Below are 20,559 nucleotides of genomic sequence, written 5' to 3'. Positions count from 1 at the left end.
CCTTTTTTACAGCCACGGATTTCTTTATTTGTGTTTTCTTCAGCCCTTTACGGCCCCTATTGTCATTCCTTTTACAAAATACTTCTGAAGGAACGGATACAACAGGATGATAGGTCCGGTTGCAATTATTGTCATGGACAATTTCAGCCCTTCCGTTGGCACCTGTCCCACCTGCATTCCTGTCATGGAGGCAATTCTCTTAAGCGCCTCCGAGCTGTTGAGAATATTCTGAAGCGTATACTGCAGATTCCAGGTTCCTCCCGTACTCATAAACAGCATGCAGTTATACCAGTCGTTCCAGTAGGTAAGAGCGGTAAAAAGCCCTAATGTGGCAATCAGCGGTTTTGCCGTCGGCAGTATAATCCTCCAGAAAATATGGAAGTCTCCCGCCCCGTCCACCTTGGCTGCCTCTGTCAGTTCAAACGGAATGCCTTTCATAAAGCTTTTTGCTATAATCATGTTCCAAACGGAAAACAAACACGGCAGAATGAGTGAATAGATATGGTTGTTGAATTTAAAAAACTTGGAACACATTAAATACCACGGTACAAGCCCTCCGCTGAACAGGGTGGTAAAGAAAAAGAAAAATGAAATCTTATTTCTCCAGGGAAAATCCGGCCTTGCCAGCACGTAACCTGTCATAGCCGACAATCCCACCGCAATTACCGTTCCCGTTACCGTAACAAATAAAGTGATGCCATAAGCCTGTACAATTGTGTCCGGACTCTTAAAAGCCATCTTATAAGCTTCCATGGAAAAATTCCGGGCTGTCAGGAAGAAGCTGTAGCCTTCCGTCAGTATCGTGCTCTCTTTGGTAAAGGAACCAACCAATATCAGGTAAAACGGCAGCAGACATACGATTGCAAATAATGCTGTCATCACATAGGCAATACCCAGAAAAATTCTTTCGTCTTTCCCTTTTTTTATTTTCATAATGTCCTCCCAGTCATTAAAACAGTGTATAATCCGGATCAATCCTCTTGACAAACCCGTTCACCGCAACAATTGTGACGAAGCAGAGTACAGACTGATAAAAACCTGCTGCCGCCGACATTCCGATATTGGGGGTGGTAATCAGCGAGCGGTAAACAAAGGTATCAATCACATCCGATGTCTCCAGAAGAAGCTGGTTATTTCCCACAAGCTGATAGAACATACCGAAGTCTCCGCGGAATATATTCCCGACCGCCAAAAGGAACATGATAAAAATAGTGGGCTTCAGGCCAGGGATCGTTATATATCGTATTTTCTTCCAGATATTGGCGCCGTCTATAGAGGCGGCTTCATATATTTCCTGGTTCAATCCCGCAATAGCTGCCAGATATACCACCGTTCCGTATCCGGTCTGCTTCCACAATCTGATACCGACCATTACTACGGGCCACTGCTTTACCTGCTGGTAAATACTGAAATCCTCCATGCCAAACGTGCTGAGGATATTGCTCAAAACCCCGTTCTGTCCAAATATATTGAGCATTACAGTGGAAACCACTACCCAGGAAATAAAATACGGAAGAAACATAAATGCCTGGGCCGCCTTTTTGAATGTTTTTTTCGTAATTTCGCTCAGCATTATTGCAAAGCCGACTTCAAAAATCACACCGAAAACAATAAAAGCCAGATTATACAGAAGGGTATTTCGTGTCAGCGCCCACAGCTTACCGGATATTTTCAGGTAGGCAAAGTTCTGCAGCCCGCACCACGGGCTTCCCAGAATCCCGTCATTATAGTTATAATTTTTAAACGCTATCATTATCCCGAACATAGGAATATAGCTGAAAATTACCACATAAAGCAAAGCCGGCAGGAGCATATACAGCAATGTCCTGTTTTTCCGTACCTGTATCCAGAATCCTCTTTTCTTCATTATTCTTCCCCTGTATTCTCCACACGACGTATGTACGCCGGGCGGCATTTGTTATTCTCTACAGCGTCATTATATGTATTTCTTCTCCGTATCCTCAATAGTAAATTCTCCCGTCTGCTGGAAGAATCCATGAAAATAGTAGTAAATTCTTTGACTTCTAGTAAATTCTTCCACTCGCCTCTAAGTTTATGGAAACCCCGTTTTCCTTATGTTACAATCTGTTTATAGTAAAGACGGAAACTAATGTAGTATAAACGCAACCGTTCAGACTTGTCTGAACGGTTACGTATAAACGGAGAGCGATTTATGAATCTGTTACTGGTAGATGACGAATATCATGTCAGAAAAAAACTGCTGGATAAAATCGATTGGAAGGCCCTGGGTATTGCACGTGTCCTGGAAGCAGGAGACGGGGAACAGGGATATGAAATTGCGGGACATGTGAAAATAGATATCCTTATCTCCGATATCCGTATGCCCCGGATGGACGGCATAGAAATGGCAGCCGCTATCAGGGAACTGTATCCTGACTGTGTCATTCTCTTTTTAAGCGGCTATTCGGATAAGGAATACCTCCGTTCCGCAATCTCACTCCATGCCCTTTCGTATATAGATAAACCGGTTTCACCGGAACAGGCCATTGCTGCCGTAAAGGAAGCGGTCTCCTACTGCAGTAACCTGCAGAATTCTGCTTTTGCCTCCAAAATAAAGGAAGCCCGGCTGGTCCGGCTGCTTTGTGTACCCAAGCCGGACGCAGGCCAGTTATCTTCTCTTTTGCAAGACTGTTCCCTTTCTCTTCTCCATTTTGCGGATTCCCGGACGATTCTGATACAGATCCTTTCCGGTGACGGGATTCCTTCCGGTCTTACCGATAAATTAGGCGGCTTACTCACGCACAGCGGACTTCGTTATATTTCAGGAGATCATCATGATAATATACTTGTCATCCATCTGCTGTCGGATAAGGAACAGCTGGTTTCTTCCCTTACAGAATCCTTTTTTCAATCACTGTTCCAAAGAGCCTCCTATTTACTGAAGAATACATCTTACTTTATAGCCGTAGGGGTTATCGCCGAAAATATACAGGAGATCTATCATTCCTATCAGTCTGCTGTTATCAGTCTGCAGCAAAACTTCTTCCTCGGCATGAACTCCGTTTCCTTTGCCGGCCCTTCCGTATCCCCGGAGTTTGTCCCGGATGAAAGTTTCCGCCGCGGGCTTCTGGGTTCGGTAAAGCAGAATGATCCCGACACCTGCTTCTTACTTCTGCAGTCCTTGTATGAATCTTACCAGCAGCATCCTGCCGGCCTGATCAGTGTGGTAAGAGAAAATTACTATGGGATTCTTTCCCAGTTGTTCCAGCATTGCCTCATCCACCATTTTACCTTTCCGTCTGCAAGCAATCAGCAGCTTTGGGACGTTATTTCCTCCGCCGCCACACTACGGGAGCTGCATACCATTGCCGTGAACCTGTATCAGTCTTACTTTGATTTTATAAGGACTAATGAGTCCCGGCTGTCCGTCTCCGGGAAACTGAAGAAGCTCATTGAAGAAAATTACGGGAACCCCGGGCTTGGCCTGCAGTTTTTGAGTGAACGCCTGAAGTTATCGCAGTCTTATATCAGCCAGCTTTTCAAGCAGGAAACCGGAACAACAATTAACCAGTATATTATATCCTACCGGATTGATATGGCTTCCTCCCTGCTTCTTAAGAGTGATCAGAAAATATCCGATATCGCAGGCTGCTGCGGTTTTACCGATCAGAATTATTTTACGAAGCTGTTTAAGAAATATACAGGAATGACACCCTCTGCATACAGAGGCTGTATTTCTTAGAAAAGGGTATTGTTATGAAATTATTCAACAAGCTGAAATCTGCTTACCTGTATGATCTGAAGATGGAGTATAAGCTTCTTATTTCCCATCTCACACTTTCTGTTCTTGCTATCCTTCTGCTTACGGCGCTGCTTTATACCAACTCCGCACGGATCCTGGAACGGAAGCTGCTTAATTCCGCAGAAGCCACTTCTGAGAAAATCACATTGTCCCTGGAAAATATCATTCAGAAATATGATAATATGACATACAGCTTTTCCATGATGGAAACCGTCACGGACATTTTTTCCCACCCCGGCCCTGATTACGATTACAGCGGAATCCGTAAGGACAGAAGTGAATTTGAGAAGGCCATGTATTCCTGTATTCCCATACAAATAAGAAATTCGGTTACCGATTGCGATATCCGTGTTTTCTTTGATGATTCCTTTCCCTATTTCAATAATGAAACCCGTTATTCCACGTATTCCTCTATTAAAACGGAAGACTGGTTTACCCGCGTGTATTCTTCTTATCATAAGGATCGGACTTCATTCTATATTCTTTCTTCCAAAGAACTTGCGGAATATAAAGAGGAGGTTTTTCTGTCAATAGCCCGTGTCATTCCCGATAAAAATTATTATCCTTCCCCGCTTGCAGTGATACGGCTCGATTTTTCAGGCGGCTATCTGAATGAAGCCATAAGCCCCAATAATTTTGACAATGCCCTGACCTTCCTGGTATCTGAAGAAACAGGAAACCTGATCGCATTATCCGCAGAGGGCACGGAACCTCTGTATGAAGAATTGACCGGATCCGTCCCCGTTCCGGACAAAAACACACTGGACTCCTGGAAAAAGTTCCAATTGGAAGGAATCGATTATTTTGTCATCCGCCAGTCACTCCAGTCCTACCCGCTGACACTGATAACGATGCTTCCCGCCAGCAGTCTGTTAAGCGAATATTACCTACACCGCAATTTTACTTTTCTTATCGGAGGAATTCTTCTGGTTTTCTGCCTCTTTTTATCCACTGTATTATCGAAAACCATGTCCGGAAGGATCATACGCCTTACCTCCCGGATGAGGCATGTAAAAAAAGGCGAACTGATTCCTCTGCCCGCTTCTTTCATTCAGGGAAAGGACGAAATCGGAGAATTGACAAGCACCTATAATTACATGATACACGCCATGCAGGAGCTGATTGAAAAGGAATATCTTCTCGGCCAGGAAACAAAAACAGCGGAGCTTAAAATCCTGCAGGCACAGATCAATCCCCATTTCCTTTACAACACACTGGATATGATTCAATGGTTTGCCGAAGAAGGGATGCTTACCCAGATTGAAGACGCCGTATCCTCTTTGGCCACCTTTTACCGGCTCAGCCTGAGCAACGGAAAAGAATTTATCCCGCTGAGAGAGGAAGCGGAACACGTACGTTCCTATATCCGTCTTCAAAAGCTGCGCTTTCCCGACACATTTATTTATGAAGAGGAATTCGACAATGACCTGATGGAATACCTGATACCGAAAACTACCCTTCAACCCCTGGTAGAAAATGCAATTACCCATGGGCTGCAGGAAAGTAAGAAAATACCCGGGCATCTTTCCATAAGGATAGAAAAGGAAAACGGCAAAACTATTATCATCCGCATAACCGATGATGGGATTGGCATGAAAAACTCTCCCCTCACTATGCCAAACGGAGGCGCTGTTCAAGGGAAAAACGGGCATGGCTACGGCATACACAATGTATCTTCCCGTCTCACACTGCTGTATGGCCCCCGCTATGGGCTTTCCTTTGAACATAATACGCCGGAAGGCACCATTGCCATTGTCCGGCTTCCGATTCCGGAAGGGACAGGCCTATAAAATATGGGAACGACAGAGTCCCCGGGCGGCGCCTGCTTTTTTATCTACACCCAGCCGGTCCCTCTTTGCGCCCTGTCCATCTTGTGTTATACTTTAACTGTTCCGTACCTTCACAGTTTCATGAAAGGCCTGGATTACCATGAAGAAAAAGACGACGACTATTCTTTCTGTCTGCATCGTTTTCCTGCTTATTTTTCTGTCGGCTGCCGGAATACTGTTTTATATCCGACGCACCCGCACCCGGGAAGCCTTCCTCCAGCTTTCCGAAGTAAACGAAGCCTCCAAGGAAGAAAAGGACCCCCGGGTCAATCCTTACTTTGACCTGAGCGTCCCCACCTATATTACAAAACTGCAGGATACCTATTTCCTGGTGGACTGCTATCATGATGAGATCATTTACAGCGATTCCCTGACACGTCCGTTAAATGAATGGGAGATTATGACAGATGAAATCAACCGGGGACATACCGTCGCCGGTGACGGAGAAGTCTGGCTGGCTGATGATACGGAGAACAACCGCATCCTGATATTCGAGCAAGAGAACGGCCGCTTTATCCATACCCAGACCTTTTCCGATATCGGCATAAGGCCGCATTATATCGTTTATGATGAAAAAACCCGCTGTTTTTATGCCCTCAGCTCCATGACCGGAGAACTCTATGTGTTCGCCCGGGAAAAAGATTCCACCCGCATGGTATTAAAGGATATCCGTTCCATTGATAAACTGAACGGGATTTATGTCCGCTCCTTCACCATTATGGGGGATGCGATCTATTTCGTATCCGGTAATTCCACCATTATCCGGGCAAGGCTTTCAGATTTAAAAATACTGGAGGAATATCCGGTTCCCCCGGAAATTGCCGGGATGGTCCAGCTCATTAAAATAGAGGATTATTATTATATCACCGTTTCCACAGATGCGGATTTCAATCAGGATTACGCCACTTTTATACGGACAAAAGATCTGCGTTCCCTGGCTGACGGGGATTACGAGGATATTTATTCGTATTTTATCGGCGGCGGGACTCCTTATTATATTACCGCCTTTGACGGCCACTATTACCTCACCGAACACCGGCTTCCGGGTCATTCCGTGTGGCAGTTTGATGTGGAGGATAATGAAATTATTAATGTTGTTCCGGTTTACTAAAGGCCTTCTTCCGGAAAAGTTTCCTTTACTCCGCCAGCTTCTCCATCCATTCCTTCCCCAGCCGGTAGGTTTCCTCTGTCTCCTTTCGCATGCTGGTATAAAAAGCTTCTGCGGCCGCCTTCCTTCCCGCCGCCAGTTCCGCCCCACGCCTTGTAAAGAACCGGTCATACAGCGTCTCCAGCTTGCGCTTATATTCCCTGAAAAAACAATCCTCCCCGTCTCCGGAACCGTCATCCACAGTCCCGTCGCTGTTCTTCGTATAGAGAGGACAGCCCGTCTCACCGGCATAAAGCAAGGTCCGCGCTATCCCTATAGCGCCTGTCACATCCAGTTTATCCGCATCAAATACGATTCTGGCTTCGGCCGAAACAGGCGGTTTATCCGAACGGAACCGGTGTGCGGCTATCGCCTCTTTCACTCTGCCGGCCCGTTCCTTCGTCCAGCCATTCTCCAGAAGAAAACCAAAAGCCTTATCTCCGCCCACAGCCGCATGGCACAGAGCGGGATTTTCAAACTGCTCTTTGCGCCCGATATCGTGCAGGAGGCAGGCTGTGATTAAGATCTCATAATCCACGTCCTTCTCCCCGGATGCAATATCCAGCGCCGTATATAACACACGGTAAATATGCTCCTTATCATGGGCGCTGTCTTCCATACAGGAAAGCATATAGGCTTCTGTTTTTTCAAACGCTTTCCAATTCATCCTCTCTCCTCTCCTTTCCCGCACCTGCCGGCCCGTTCACAATCATAATACCCACACAGACGAGAAGCAACGCCGCCACACCGGTCAGACCGAAGGCCTGGCTGCTTTCCCCGAGAAACAGGGCGGAAAGCAGAACACCGAATACCGGGTTCATGAACCCGAACACCGCCACCCTCGCCACCGGGTTATATTTCAGGAGAATCCCCCACAGCGTATAGGCGGCTGCGGAAATAAAAGCCATATACAGCAGCAGCCCCAACCCCGCCGGTCCTGCTCCGTCAAAGCGGATTCTGCCGCCTGCGGCCAGGCCGAAGCAGGCAAGTGCGATCCCGCCCACTAAAAACTGCCAGCCGCTCAGCGTTACCGGATTTTCTTTGTCCGAATACCGCTTAATCAGGGCCGATGAAAAAGCATAGCTCACCGCAGAAAGGAAAATAAACCCTTCTCCCAGGAAAGAAACATTCATATCCAGGCTTTGACCGCTGACGTTAATGAGCACTACACCTGCAAAACCTGCCGCGCAGCCAAGTACTTTTTTAGCCGTGAGCTTTTCCATACGAAAGATGACTACAGCCACCAGTATGGATAGGAATACATTGGATGCGCCGATGACAGAAGACTTCACCCCGGAGGTATGGGCCAGCCCGATATAGAAGAAAATATATTGTCCCACCGTCTGTACCACAGCCAGCTTAAGCACCATATGCAGGCTTGTCCTGGCAGGAACCAGCGGCTTTCTGCCAAGGAAACTGCCGAACAGAATGACAAGAATACCGGCAAGGGTGAACCGTGTCCCGGCAAAAACAATCTGGGAAGCGCTGTCCGAGGCACCGATTGCAAACAGCTCATATCCAAGCTTGATACAAGGAAAAGCGCTGCCCCAGAGAAAACAGCAAATAAGGGCGCAGATAAACACCACGCCCGTTTTGTTCATATGTGTTTGTGAGGAAGAAGAATTCATTGGTTTCAGGCTCCTTTATTATTATTCCCGCGGGCAACAAGCCAAGTATCCATGCTGGCAGGATATTTGACTGTTGCTTCCCGCCTTATTACCTTACTTCCTTTTCTTCTGTTTTGCAAGCCCTGCCTTTATGATATCTTCTTGCCTCCTGAAATTCCCGTATAAAGCTGATAATATTTCCCCTTTTCCTCCATCAGCTGCTCATGGTTACCCCGTTCAATAATCCTCCCCTGTTCCATAACCATGATACAGTCGGCATTCCGGATCGTGGACAGCCTGTGGGCGATGACAAAGGTGGTTCTTCCCTTCATCAGTTCATCCATTCCCTTCTGCACAAGCTTTTCCGTTCTGGTATCAATGGAGGAAGTGGCTTCGTCCAGAATCAGCACCGGCGGATCCGCCACCGCGGCCCGGGCAATGGCCAGAAGCTGCCTCTGTCCCTGGCTCAGGCTGCCTCCGTCCCCGGTGAGGACGGTCTGGTAGCCTTCCGGAAGCCGCCGGATAAAGCCATCCGCATTGGCCAGTTTTGCCGCCGCCCGGCATTCTTCGTCGGTCGCCTCCAGACGTCCATACCGGATATTATCCATTACCGTTCCTGTAAATAGATGGGTATCCTGAAGGACTATGCCAAGGGAACGGCGCAGATCGGCTTTTTTTATTTTATTGATGTTGATGTTATCATAGCGGATTTTTCCATCCTGGATATCATAAAAACGGTTAATCAGATTGGTAATTGTAGTTTTTCCGGCTCCTGTGCTTCCCACAAAAGCCAGCTTCTGCCCCGGTGCGGCAAACATTTTAATGTTGTGGAGGACAATTTTCTCTTCCTCGTAGCCGAAATCCACATCATGAAAGGTTACATCCCCTTCCAGTTTCGTGTAGGTTATCGTTCCCTCCGCCTTATGCGGATGCTTCCATGCCCATATACCGGTCCGTTCATGGGCTTCTGTCACGGAACCATCCGGCAGCCGGCGCGCATTTACCAGCTCCACATAACCGTCGTCGGTTTCCGGGGCTTCATCCAGCAGGGCAAAAACGCGTCCCGCCCCTGCCATAGCCATTACAATGCTGTTCATCTGCTGGCTTATCTGGGTGATAGGCTGGGTAAAGTTTTTATTCAGGGTAAGAAACGAAACCAGGGTTCCCAAAGTCAGACCCACGTAACCGTTCAGCGCCAGGACTGCCCCCAGGATAGCGCAAAGCACATAGCTGATATTCCCCAGGTTGGCATTTACCGGCATCATGATATTCGATATCCGGTTTGCCAGATCCGCGCTGTTTTTCAGTTCCCCGTTGATTTCCCGGAACTGTTCCAGGCTCCGTTTCTCATGACAGAACACCTTCACTACCTTCTGCCCTTCCATCATTTCTTCAATATAACCGTTCACGCGTCCCAGATCCGACTGCTGTTTAACAAAATACTGTCCGGACAAACCGCTTAGCCTGCTTGTAACAAACAGCATGATACCCACCGTAAACAGGGTTACCAATGTCAGGGGGATATTCAGGAGAATCATACTGACAAGAGTCATAACCACCGTGACCGCTGAATTGATAACCTGGGGTATGCTCTGTCCCATAAGCTGCCGGAGGGTATCCACATCATTGGTATAAACGGACATAATATCTCCATGGGCATGGGTATCAAAATACTTAACAGGCAGGGATTCCATATGGGTGAAAAGCCGGATACGCAGGTTGCGCATCGTTCCCTGGCTGACATTTACCATAATCCGGTTATAGCCATAAGAACAGACTATTCCCGCCGCATATATGGCGGCCATGGATCCCAGAGCCTGCAGCAAGGGAGCAAAATCAGGATTTGGGGTACTGGTTAACGGAAGGATATACTCGTCAATAAGCGTCTGCATAAATAAGGTGCCTTTCAGGGTACACAGGGCGGCCCCTATAATGCAGATAAAAACAATCCCTGCCTGTATTCCGTACCCTTTTATCATAATGCCCAGAAGCCGCAGCAGGGTCTTGCCCGGATTCTGTAATTTATCGCCTTTCTCAGGGCCCATAGCTCCCTGCATTACCTTTTTCATTCTGTCAGCCATTAACAGCACCTGCCTTTCCTGTATCTTCGACGCCGGTTCCGGGCTGCTGATCGAAATCGCCTCCGCCCCGTGTCTGCCCTTCATAAATCTCCTGATAAATAGCGTTGGATTGGAGAAGTTCTTCATGGCTTCCGAAGCCGTTCAGCTTTCCGTTGTCCAGCACTACAATCCGATCCGCATCCTGGACGGACGAAATCCGCTGGGCAATGATCAGCTTGGTGGTTCCCGGTATTTTTTCTGCAAAAGCGCTTCTGATCTTCGCATCCGTTGCCGTGTCCACCGCGCTTGTGGAATCGTCCAGAATCAGTATCCCGGGCTTTTTCAACAGCGCTCTGGCTATACAAAGCCGCTGCTTCTGTCCGCCGGAAACATTGCTGCCTCCCTGTTCGATATAAGTCTCATAACCGTCCGGGAACCGGTTTATGAATTCATCGGCACAGGCCTGCCGGCAGGCTTCCCGGCATTCCTCCAGGGTGGCATTTTCATTCCCCCATCTCAGGTTTTCCAATATGGTACCGGAGAACAGTACGTTTTTCTGCAGGACCACCGACACCTGGTTTCTTAACGCCTCACAGTCATATTCCTTCACATTCCGCCCGCCAACCCGGACAGCGCCTTCTGTTACATCGTATAAACGGCTTACCAGGTTAACAAGGCTGGATTTACCGCAGCCGGTGCCGCCGATAATTCCTATCGTTTCCCCGGATCGGATATGCAGGTCGATGTCCGTCAGGGTTTCTTCCCTTTCTTCCCCTTCCTGCTTTCTACCCGCCTTATACGCGAAGCTCACATGGTCAAAGTCGATCCTTCCGTCGGGAATATCCATGACCGGATTCTGTGCATTTTTCATATCCGGAACCTCTGTCAGCACCTGGGCAATCCGCCTGCCGCTGGCCGCACTCATGGTTACCATGACAAAAATCATAGACAGCATCATAAGGGACATCAATATGCTCATTACATAGCTGAACATGGATGTCAGCTGGCCGGTGGTAAGATTTCCCGCTACCACAAATCTGGCACCAAACCAGGAAAGCAGAAGAATGCATCCATAGACCACCAGCATCATGGCCGGATTGTTAAAGGCCAGGATACCTTCCGCTTTTGTGAAAAGCCGGTACAGGTTCTGTGCAGCCCGGGTGAATTTATCGTTTTCATAATCTTCTCTTACAAAAGCCTTCACTACACGGATGGCGGATACATTTTCCTGGACGCTGGCATTTAAGTCATCGTATTTTTTGAATACCACATCAAATATCCGCGTGGCATGGCTCATGATAAACAAAAGCACGGCGGACAGTACCACCATAGCCCCTACAAATAACAGGCTCAGCCTCGCATTGATGGCAAAGCACATGAGCATACTGCAGATCAGCATCAAAGGCGCCCTGACTGCTATACGGAGTATCATCTGGTAGGAGTTCTGTACATTCGTGACATCCGTGGTCATCCTGGTGACCAGACCTGCCGTGCTGTATTTATCTATGTTGGAAAAAGAGAATGTCTGTATGTTTTCATACATCCCGTCCCGGAGGTTACAGGCAAAGCCGGAGGAAGCCCTGGCTGCAAAGGTACCCGCAAGAATACCGGAAACCAGGGAAAACGCGGCAAGAACCAGCATCAGTAAGCCGTAAGAATATACATTTTCTATATTTCCCGCTTCAATTCCCTTATCAATTATCTGGGCGGTGACAAAAGGAATGAGCACCTCCATCAGCACTTCCACCGCCGTAAAAAAGGGGGTCAGTATCGAGTCTTTTTGATATTGTTTTACCTGACCGAGCAATGTTGCAATCATAGTATTACTTCCTCCTTAATTTTCTGTTCCTGCCCTGCCGCCTCCTCGTCGGATTTCAGATTTGCAAGCATCCTGCCGACCAACTGGCCCAGCTGTTCATATTCGCTTCCGGAAAAGCCCTGGTATAAATATTTCTGGAATAGATCCATCTTTTTATCCAGCTCCTCCTTCACCTGACGGGCTCTGGGGGTTAACAGGATTTGTTTCATGCGGTCGTCCCCGGTAGTAGACTGCAGGTCGATATAGCCTTTCTGTCTCAGTTTTTTCAGCAGCATGGAAACAGCCGATTTGGAAATTCCCAGCTTCCTATGAATATCCACGGAAAAGATTTCTTTCTTTCCTTCCTGATCCAGAAGGATCTTGAGTACATCGCTTTGGGCCGCCGTCAAATCATTTTCTGCAAAAATCTGATCCTCTCTTACGGAAACCATCAGGCTCAGCTTTTTCAGCAGCCGCAAAACATTATCATCCATTTTATTTTCCATTTCCATTCCTTTCCTGTAATTTTCCGGCTAACTGTGTCGGAAATCCTTCCGGAAACATCAAGTCTTAAATATTAACTAGTTAACTTTATTTACTAGTTTTACTACAAAACCTCTGGAAAGTGAAATCGAAAAATGTTATTATTAATAAATATATTTAATTAATATGTTTTATAAATACCAAAAGAAAGGGCTATTATGAATACTATACAACTGGAATGTTTTCTTGCCGTATCGGACTGTCTTAATTTTGCACGGGCGGCGGAGCAGCTGCATATTACCCAGCCCGCAGTCAGCCACCAGATCCAATCCCTGGAAGCGGAGCTGAATACCCGGCTTTTTGTGCGTACCACACGTTCTGTGGAATTGACACCGGCCGGCTTTGCTTTTATCAGTGATGCCAAGGATATCCTGGGACGGACACGGGCGGCCAAGGCCCGGATTTCAAGCAGTGATCCCGGACATATTTCCGAATTTTCCATCGGCTGTCCCGGCATTCCCGAACAGAACCTGCTCCCTCCTGTACTGCGCAGGCTCACAGAAGAATTTCCCCGGCTTCACCCGCTGATTAAAATGGGGCCTCTGCCTATCATGCAGAACCAGCTGCAGGAAGAAGCGCTTCATGTGCTGTTCGGCTTTACAGAGGAGAGGGAGGAAAACACTGCGGTTCGCCGGGCCTCATCCAAAAAAACAGGCGCCTTTGCCCTGCTTGCCCAAACGCCTGTCGCCTGTATTCTCTCTCCGGAACATCCGCTTGCCTCCCGGAAAAGCCTATCCTGCCGGGATTTAAAAGATCTGAGTATCCTGGCCTGTGACCCCCGCCAGACGCATCCTGTGATTTCCGCAGTCATTGCGCCCCTTATCGGCCAGCGTTCCCTGGAAAACATTTATTTTTGTGATAATCTTTCTGCAATCCTCATACTTGCCAGGGCCGGTCTGGGGTTTTCCCTGGTACCCGATATACAGGGCCAGCGGGCTCCGGGGCTTTCCTATATTCCTATGGAAAACACGCCGCCTCTGCACTTCGGGCTTTATTACAAGAACCGCAGTACGCATCCGGCGCTGAAGCGTTTTATTGAATTGATGCAGAAGGAATTCGTATGCCCCTGACAAAACCGCTTAAAGTCCCCTCAGGAGACCTGCATTGAATCCCGCTCTGTTTCCATAGGCGGCTCTGTTTCTTCCCGCTCCGTTTCCATGGGCGGCTCTGCTGCTTCCCGTTCTGTTTCCCCGAACGGTTCCGTTGCTTCCCGTTCTGTTTCCATAGGCGGCTCCGTTGCTTCCCGCTCTGTTTCCATAGGTAACTCGGTCGATTCCCCTTCTGCTTCCTTCTTATTTTCTTCCGGTGCCTGACCGGGATCCGTCGTATCATCATCATAAATCTGCGGTATATATTCTTTGGATTGTGTTATGGCATCTACCGTCTGTGTTTTGGAAGCATCCGTATTGTATATAATACGGACCTCGATAATCTGTCCGTCAACAAAGCCGCATCCGGCCGCCCAACCCTCTGGTGTTGCATTCGTCTTTCCGCATGACAATCTATCATACGTATGGGAAGATAACTTATCGCAATTGCAGGGATCCCCTACAAAATGTTTCGGACTTCTGTAAATAATTCCCATACCGCAATCCGGATGCATGAAACGGGAATTTTCATGCACATCCCAATGATCATTCCGGGATGCATGTGTCAATCCCAAACAATATGGCTGACACGTTGCTTTTGTATAGCAAGCCGCCGAATGCTGATGATAGAGCCGAACCGTATAGCAGCCGCCCCCATTGTCTGTATCTCCCGTATGATAATGATAGGTATACTCTATTTCTCCCGGTACCTGCTCGACTCCGATTACTATCTTTTGGGGTATTGCAAGGATCGCCTGCTGCATTTCCACAAATGCGGCATCATCGGCAACTGTAACATTTTTAGTGAGCAACGCAGTCGCCAGCCGTTTTTTACCGTCACTCACAGATTGAAAAACCGATTGGATTGCGCTGTCCAGATTATCTAAACGGTTCTCCGTTTTTGACTCCATAGAAGCAATCCTCTCTATAATTGCTTCCCTGCTGTCTGCGATCGCCATTGCAGCAGAAGTATGGTTCCGGCCCATATTTGTATCTATTTTCTGTAATCCCTCCAAGACCTCTGTTTTTGTATCGGTAATCCCCTGGTTAACGATTGTCACATTGTCCGTTAACTGCCCGAATCCATTGCTTAAATTAGTATCTATACTCTCATATTGCGTTTTTAAAGTATCGGTCTGTGTCTGCAGGGATAGCAGAAGCGCCCCAAGGTTCGAGGTATTCTCATCGGAAAAGGAGGTATTAAGCTCTTCTAAAACAGTAAGCAGCTCCTTATGATTTTCCTTTCCCTCCGTCTTTACAGCCTCAATTAATTTTTTCAGTTCGGAATGCGCCGTATCAACAGATACATTGATATCCGCCAGATTGATAGTAATATCAGCAAATTTTTCAAGAACAGCCTCTCTCCATGAGGAATTTGTACTATTGCTATCTTCCAACGCTTCTTTTATGTCATTTTGGGTGTTGGTTATCTTATCGCTAACCTGGTCCAAATGCTCCATAAGTTTTTTGACTTCACCTGACAGGTTTTGATCCGTGGAATCTTCATTATTCTGCAGTTCGTTTTCACCTTCCCCCTGGTTGATTTCCAAGCGGAGTATTTCTTCCTTATTTTTCTCAACGGCTTCTTCCAAGCCCTCCAAATATACAGTTATCGATTCTAAATCCTTTTGCATCTGATTAAAAAGGATATTTTCTGCGGCGGACATGCTATTGCCGGCCTGCACCTTATCCTCGTTCGGCAGATATGATAATTCCGCTTTCAGCCCGCTGTCCGCCAGAAAGGTCTTCATATCGGCATTTTCCGTATGGTAACCTCTGTACATACGGCAAAAGCAAAGAAAGCTTATTAGCAGCATGACGGCAATCATAAATAGCCGCACTCTTTTCTTTTTCTTATCAAATACCTTTGGTACTACTTTTTTCATTTGTTCTCCTTATCTGTACTTATGTACGTATACGCACTGTTTTAAAAAAGTGCATCGGTTAAATAGTTACTTAAGTCCGCCGGTCCGATCACAATAACCGGCAACAGGCTGATGGTGAAATAAAGGAAACGACTAGAGGAAGGATGCAGGATTAGATGAACGGAAGTAAACAGAAAAACAGGGAATAGAATAGATACAATAACAAAAGACAACACTTTTGCCATTATCGAAAAAAGGGCTTGCGGCTAAACGGTACAGGTAAAAACATAAGGGGCAGGTGAAAAACACAAGAAAACAGGCAAACAAATGGGAATATTTTCAGAAATAACACTACCGAACAATTGATATCACAGACAGGAAGTCAGAATGATTATTTGCTTAATCTTATCACTATCAAATTAAATATGCAACACTTTATTACACAATATTTTTTAATATGTACCGTCAAGGCAACCGTCCAGACGGCGCCTTGCGTTCTGCGTCGTCCCCTCCTGCGTCCCTTCCGGCACTTCCGTCTCATTATCCTTATCTCATTAGAACGCTTTTTCAGGCCAAAATGACAGAAAGGCCCTATGCAGGGGAACCTCTCTGCCATTTTTTTTGCTTTCACTCCCGTCTCCCGCATCCATAACCAAAAAGAATGCAAATAGGGAATGACTTGATTTCATTCTAGCCACAAATAGAGGAATCACATCATACGCCGTGATATTTCCATCGTATACTCGGGAATCGCCTTCACTCCCTTAAGCACACACCCCTCCTCTACGGGAAGGTCATAATACACCCGGTTTCCATAAGGATTAGGAATCGGATGGTCACTGGAGTAAATGCGGATAACCAGACTGGCCGGATACCCAAACCGTTTCAGGGCGATATGCCAGGTTTCACCCGTCGTAAACCAGTCATCCGCCAGCTTTCCGTCCAGGTAAACCTCTGCCCTGTCACCGGCATAATCCGCTTCCAGATACAGCTGATGAATGTTATCCACAGGGACGGCTCCCAGGCTGACCTGATATTCACAATATTCCTGTTCCCCGCCGGCAAGTCCTCCGCTTTCCAAAAGTTCTGTCCCCACCGCCACCTTTACCGGCCCGGTCCGGAAGCTCTTTTCCTCCGGTTCTCCCGTACTACCATAACATAGCACTTTTTCCTCCTCATGGACGGTCAGAAGGCATATTCTTCCCTCCCTCTCAATAAGGCAGCTGTCCGCGTGTTCCGGAATATAAAGAGTATCCCCGATTCTGCAGGCCCGGCTGGCCTGCCCCGAAGTGAGCGTTACCACATCCCCTTCCTGATCCTTCCACTGATAAACCGGTTCTCCATCCGTATAAAAGAAATACCGGCTGCCAAGACGGCACAGCAGAAACGCATTTGTTTTTTCCAGGAAACCGGTCCCGCAGGAAAGCCGGAAAGGAATGATTCCGCAGGCCCCGGATTGTATATGCAGTGAATCCAGTATAAGCTCTCCATCCGGCATCACCAGCTTAACCGCCGCGTTGACACGCTCTTCCATGACACGCTTTCTCTGATGGTTATTGACAAAGAGAAATCCTGTACCCGTATCCTGGTTTATACGGGCCGTGGTACGCAGGGTATGCATATCCTCCGGGGATCCCGGCCTTTTTTCCGGAAAATAAGTAAGGCTTCCCGCCAGTTCCTCACCGAAGTCCTCCAGGAACAGGTGAAGCCTTCGGAGCCGGCCATAGCTTTCCTTCACTTCACCCGACTCCCTGATACAGGTCTGGAAATCGTAGCTTTTTACCGGAAGATCGTTGTTATAGCCGGTAGCCCTGGACTCCTGAAGAGTCGTATCCTTTCCTTCCGGGTTAATACCGCCGTGATACATATAATATCCCAGCAGATTGGCCCCGCTTCCCAGCATACACAAAGCCTGGGCCTCAATATCCTCCGGATAGGGGTACGTCCTTCTGTGGGAGGTCACCTGCAGACCGCCTCCCAGCTCTGCCGTTAGGTAAGGGTTTTTTTCAATTGAAAATGTAAAATTTCTGCTTTCCTGCCGCTTTAGATCGGAACCGATGTTTTCATCCTGCTTGTAGGAGGAAAAGACAAAATTGGCGCTGGCCGGCATTTCCTCCACATGCTCCGCCCAGGGAGCATCCACATAGCCTCCCAGTACAGGAAGGGTTTCCCCGTCCACCACAATACCTCCTCCCCAGCCGGTGGAAGTATAATAAGGAACCTCCAGGGAAGCATCCAATGCCATTTTCTTCAGAGTACGCATATGTGCCATACATTCCTCTGTGGATGACGGCCCGCCGCCGCAGTGTCCATACTCATTTTCCAGCTGAACGCCGATGACAGGCCCTCCGTCTTTCGCCATCCGGCCTGCCGCCTGTTCCCCTATTTTCCGGTAGAACCGTTCCACCTCCTGCAGATATACCGGAGCATTGCTGCGCAGCCTGTCCCCGCATTCCTTAACCAGCCAGTCGGGAAAACCGCCGTTCCTGCATTCCCCATGAGCCCAGGGGCCGATACGCAGCCATACCTGCAGGCCTGCTTTTTTGCATACATCGAGGAACCGCCGCAGATCCCTGCAGCCCGTGAAATCCCATTCGCCTTTTCGTTCCTCATGGTGTATCCAGAAAACATAGGTGGCCACAATGCGGATACCTCCTGCCTTCATTTTCAGGAGCTCTTCCTCCCAATCCGCAGGCTCATAGCGGGAATAGTGAAATTCTCCCATGACAGGGAGAAAACGCTTCCCGTTCTTCATAAAGCTCAGGTTATCCACCTCATACAGGTTCCCCCGGCTGTCTTTTCCACACAAAGGCAGTTTTATTCTCTCGTTTTCCTGCCATGTTACTTTGATTATGTTATCCATAAACCTCCCCTTTCTTTTCTCTGGCTTTCGGTCCTTCCGGAGTATTTCCATCCTTATCCAGGGAAAGCCGATATCCAGTATTTCCTAATAAACATCCTACACATCATAAGCATACACGATTTCAACCTTTTTTTCCATACCCTCTCCTTCGTGTCCTCTTTCTGCCGCAAAGGCTCTCGCATGGACTTTCTCCATGCGGGAGCCTTTCCGCCCTTTTTACCTCAGCATTCGGACATCTGTTTCCGCAGTCTTTTCAGTAGCCTTTTTTCTCACAGTATGCTTCATATTGGGTCTTCATTTCTGCTGTTACCTTATCAAGCCCTGCCGCCTCCAGCTTTTCTTTAAATTCATTACATTTAGCTTCTGTCTGATCCCCGAATACCCCGAGGAAGAAGCTGGTCAGATATTCATCACGGATAGCGTTAATAACGGAAAGCTCGGTTTCTACAGGACCTTTATCAAAAGTAAAGCCGGCGGTTTCAGGAACAAACTCCTTCGCTTCACATTTATCCCGGAAAGAAAGTTTTCGGGGATCCATTCCTTCTTCGTCCGGCTGATCTCCCCTTTGGATTCCCCATGCCCAGGAATTCCATGCATATTTTCCGGATTCATCCGTGAGACCTCTGGTTCCGTCTTCATTCAGTGTCCAATGCACCCCTTCAATCCCCCCAAGAATCAGATTATTTACTTCGGAAAATCCTTTCAGACAATCCAGAACCAGACCGGCTCTTTCCGGATTTTTGGAGCTTGTTGTTATAGCCACCGCATCATCCGCATAGCTTCCGCGGGCTCTTGCAACATCGGGTGTGACATCATAGGCCTCATATGTTCCAAGACCAGCTTCTTCCAAAGCCTTTCCTGCGTCATAAATAGTTTCATTCCATACAAAGCTTGCAGAGGTTCCATTTTCAAACGCCGCCCTGGCTTCGTTTGTATCATTGATTGCGTTGGCGGACCACACTCCCTGTGCCGCCATATCAGCCATTTCCAGGCAATAGTCCCTGAAGCTGTCAGATGTATATTTATAGATGACATCGGTATCAAAATCCGGTGCTTTCACTGAATTATGATGATAATACAGATAATCAAAACCGGTGGCCAGCGTATTCAGCCCTTCCTTCTGGTTCCAGAGTTTTACAAATTCTTCTCTGTTTGCCGTCTGTCCGCTGGCGGATATACCGCTTCCTTTATCCGCAGCAGCAGCATACAGATATTCCTTCATGCTGTCCCAGCTGTCAATGGTATCCATTCCGTATTGTTCCATCAGATCCGAACGGACTGCGATAAAGTTATAACCGTTAAAGGCTGCGTTTGATTTGGGAACGGCTAAAATTTTTCCGTTGATGGATATCTGATCCCAGCTTTCCGCCGGCTGCTGCGGATAACTGATCGGCATATATGTTTTCAACCATTCCGGATCCAGTTCACGGAAGGCCCCTTTTGCCGCTTCGTCGTTATAGTAGCACCAGGATGAGGTATACATCAGATCAACCGGCTCACTTCCAGCTAATACCAGGGAATATTTAGTGGTATAATCACTCCAGTTTAAAAACTGCATTTCCAGTGTTGTGTTCAGCCAGGGATTCAGATATTTGGTATTCAACTCCTCCAAAACCATATCCATATCCTCCGGTCTGTCCCCAATGGCGTACATAATTACAGTAACCGGTTCTGATAAGTCCAGTCCTTTGTCCACATAAGGGCTGTCCTCGCTTATTCCGGACCCAGACGCCGCCGGGGCATCAACTTCCGTGCCCGCCTGGGTGCTTTCCGAATCGCCTTCTGCTGTAGGTATGCTTCCGCCTCCTGCTGCGGGACTACTTCCGCAGCCTGCAAGAGAGAACAGCATTGCCGCACTCAGAATCACTGCCAGTGCTTTTTTTCTTGTTTTTTTCATATCCTACCTCCATTTTAATTTATATGTAAATAATTAGGCCAATTATTTGCATTCTATACTTCACCGAACACTGCAGCAACCGTAAATTCTTTTGTTTCG

Annotated in this window: 14 protein-coding genes; 4 read left to right on the top strand and 10 right to left on the bottom strand. The window is 47.6% G+C overall.

Annotation, left to right across the window (positions count from 1 at the left end):
- Nucleotides 1-39: 39 nt before the first annotated feature.
- Together DXA36_RS05680 and DXA36_RS05675 are read right to left on the bottom strand one after the other, a co-directional pair.
- Complete coding sequence (locus tag DXA36_RS05680) at nt 40-933, bottom strand: carbohydrate ABC transporter permease (RefSeq protein WP_118677215.1); 894 nt, start codon at nt 931-933, stop codon at nt 40-42.
- A gap of 16 nt (nt 934-949) precedes the next feature.
- Nucleotides 950-1,867, bottom strand: a complete 918-nt coding sequence (locus DXA36_RS05675) for an ABC transporter permease (RefSeq protein ID WP_118677213.1) — start codon at nt 1,865-1,867, stop codon at nt 950-952.
- A gap of 306 nt (nt 1,868-2,173) precedes the next feature.
- On the opposite strand from DXA36_RS05675, the gene DXA36_RS05670 reads away from it, so the two are divergent.
- The 3 genes from DXA36_RS05670 to DXA36_RS05660 all read left to right on the top strand — a co-directional run bounded on the left by DXA36_RS05670 (nt 2,174) and on the right by DXA36_RS05660 (nt 6,703).
- On the top strand, nt 2,174-3,703 hold the full coding sequence (locus DXA36_RS05670; protein ID WP_118677211.1) for a helix-turn-helix domain-containing protein: 1,530 nt from the start codon (nt 2,174-2,176) through the stop codon (nt 3,701-3,703).
- A gap of 14 nt (nt 3,704-3,717) precedes the next feature.
- Nucleotides 3,718-5,553: a sensor histidine kinase gene (locus DXA36_RS05665; RefSeq protein ID WP_118677210.1), complete on the top strand. Its 1,836-nt coding sequence runs from the start codon at nt 3,718-3,720 to the stop codon at nt 5,551-5,553.
- A 139-nt stretch (nt 5,554-5,692) separates the two neighbouring features.
- On the top strand, nt 5,693-6,703 hold the full coding sequence (locus DXA36_RS05660; protein ID WP_118677208.1) for a hypothetical protein: 1,011 nt from the start codon (nt 5,693-5,695) through the stop codon (nt 6,701-6,703).
- Between the two features lie 25 nt (nt 6,704-6,728).
- Here the strand turns inward: DXA36_RS05660 and DXA36_RS05655 are convergent, their stop codons facing one another.
- The 5 genes from DXA36_RS05655 to DXA36_RS05635 all read right to left on the bottom strand — a co-directional run bounded on the left by DXA36_RS05655 (nt 6,729) and on the right by DXA36_RS05635 (nt 12,710).
- Nucleotides 6,729-7,406, bottom strand: coding sequence for an HD domain-containing protein (locus DXA36_RS05655; protein WP_118677206.1), 678 nt, complete (start codon nt 7,404-7,406; stop codon nt 6,729-6,731).
- Entirely contained in the window at nt 7,387-8,367 is a 981-nt protein-coding gene (locus DXA36_RS05650) for a DMT family transporter (RefSeq protein ID WP_118677204.1), read from the bottom strand. The genes DXA36_RS05655 and DXA36_RS05650 overlap by 20 nt, the downstream gene beginning before the upstream one ends.
- A 128-nt stretch (nt 8,368-8,495) precedes the next feature.
- Nucleotides 8,496-10,427 carry an ABC transporter ATP-binding protein gene (locus DXA36_RS05645; RefSeq protein WP_118677202.1) on the bottom strand — a complete coding sequence of 644 codons (1,932 nt, stop codon included), beginning with the start codon at nt 10,425-10,427 and terminating at the stop codon, nt 8,496-8,498.
- Nucleotides 10,420-12,225: an ABC transporter ATP-binding protein gene (locus DXA36_RS05640; protein ID WP_118677200.1), complete on the bottom strand. Its 1,806-nt coding sequence runs from the start codon at nt 12,223-12,225 to the stop codon at nt 10,420-10,422. The genes DXA36_RS05645 and DXA36_RS05640 overlap by 8 nt, the downstream gene beginning before the upstream one ends.
- Entirely contained in the window at nt 12,222-12,710 is a 489-nt protein-coding gene (locus DXA36_RS05635) for a MarR family winged helix-turn-helix transcriptional regulator (RefSeq protein ID WP_182478948.1), read from the bottom strand. The genes DXA36_RS05640 and DXA36_RS05635 overlap by 4 nt, the downstream gene beginning before the upstream one ends.
- Nucleotides 12,711-12,905: 195 nt before the next feature.
- Here DXA36_RS05635 and DXA36_RS05630 point away from each other — a divergent pair, with 195 nt between their 5' ends.
- Nucleotides 12,906-13,817 (top strand): LysR family transcriptional regulator, encoded by a 912-nt coding sequence (locus DXA36_RS05630; protein WP_118677196.1) that lies wholly within the window; start codon nt 12,906-12,908, stop codon nt 13,815-13,817.
- A 20-nt stretch (nt 13,818-13,837) separates the two neighbouring features.
- On the opposite strand, the gene DXA36_RS05625 is transcribed toward DXA36_RS05630, so the two are convergent.
- The 3 genes from DXA36_RS05625 to DXA36_RS05615 form a co-directional block, all read right to left on the bottom strand.
- Nucleotides 13,838-15,721 carry a hypothetical protein gene (locus DXA36_RS05625; protein ID WP_118677194.1) on the bottom strand — a complete coding sequence of 628 codons (1,884 nt, stop codon included), beginning with the start codon at nt 15,719-15,721 and terminating at the stop codon, nt 13,838-13,840.
- Nucleotides 15,722-16,409: 688 nt separating this feature from the next.
- Nucleotides 16,410-18,563, bottom strand: coding sequence for a beta-galactosidase (locus tag DXA36_RS05620; RefSeq protein WP_182478947.1), 2,154 nt, complete (start codon nt 18,561-18,563; stop codon nt 16,410-16,412).
- A gap of 253 nt (nt 18,564-18,816) precedes the next feature.
- Nucleotides 18,817-20,460, bottom strand: coding sequence for an ABC transporter substrate-binding protein (locus DXA36_RS05615; RefSeq protein ID WP_118677190.1), 1,644 nt, complete (start codon nt 20,458-20,460; stop codon nt 18,817-18,819).
- Nucleotides 20,461-20,559: the final 99 nt, after the last annotated feature.

The organism is Eisenbergiella sp. OF01-20 (assembly GCF_003478085.1).
Lineage (GTDB): Bacteria > Bacillota > Clostridia > Lachnospirales > Lachnospiraceae > Eisenbergiella.
The sequence above is the reverse complement of the archived record's forward strand: the minus strand, read 5'-3'. Positions and strand labels throughout refer to the sequence as shown.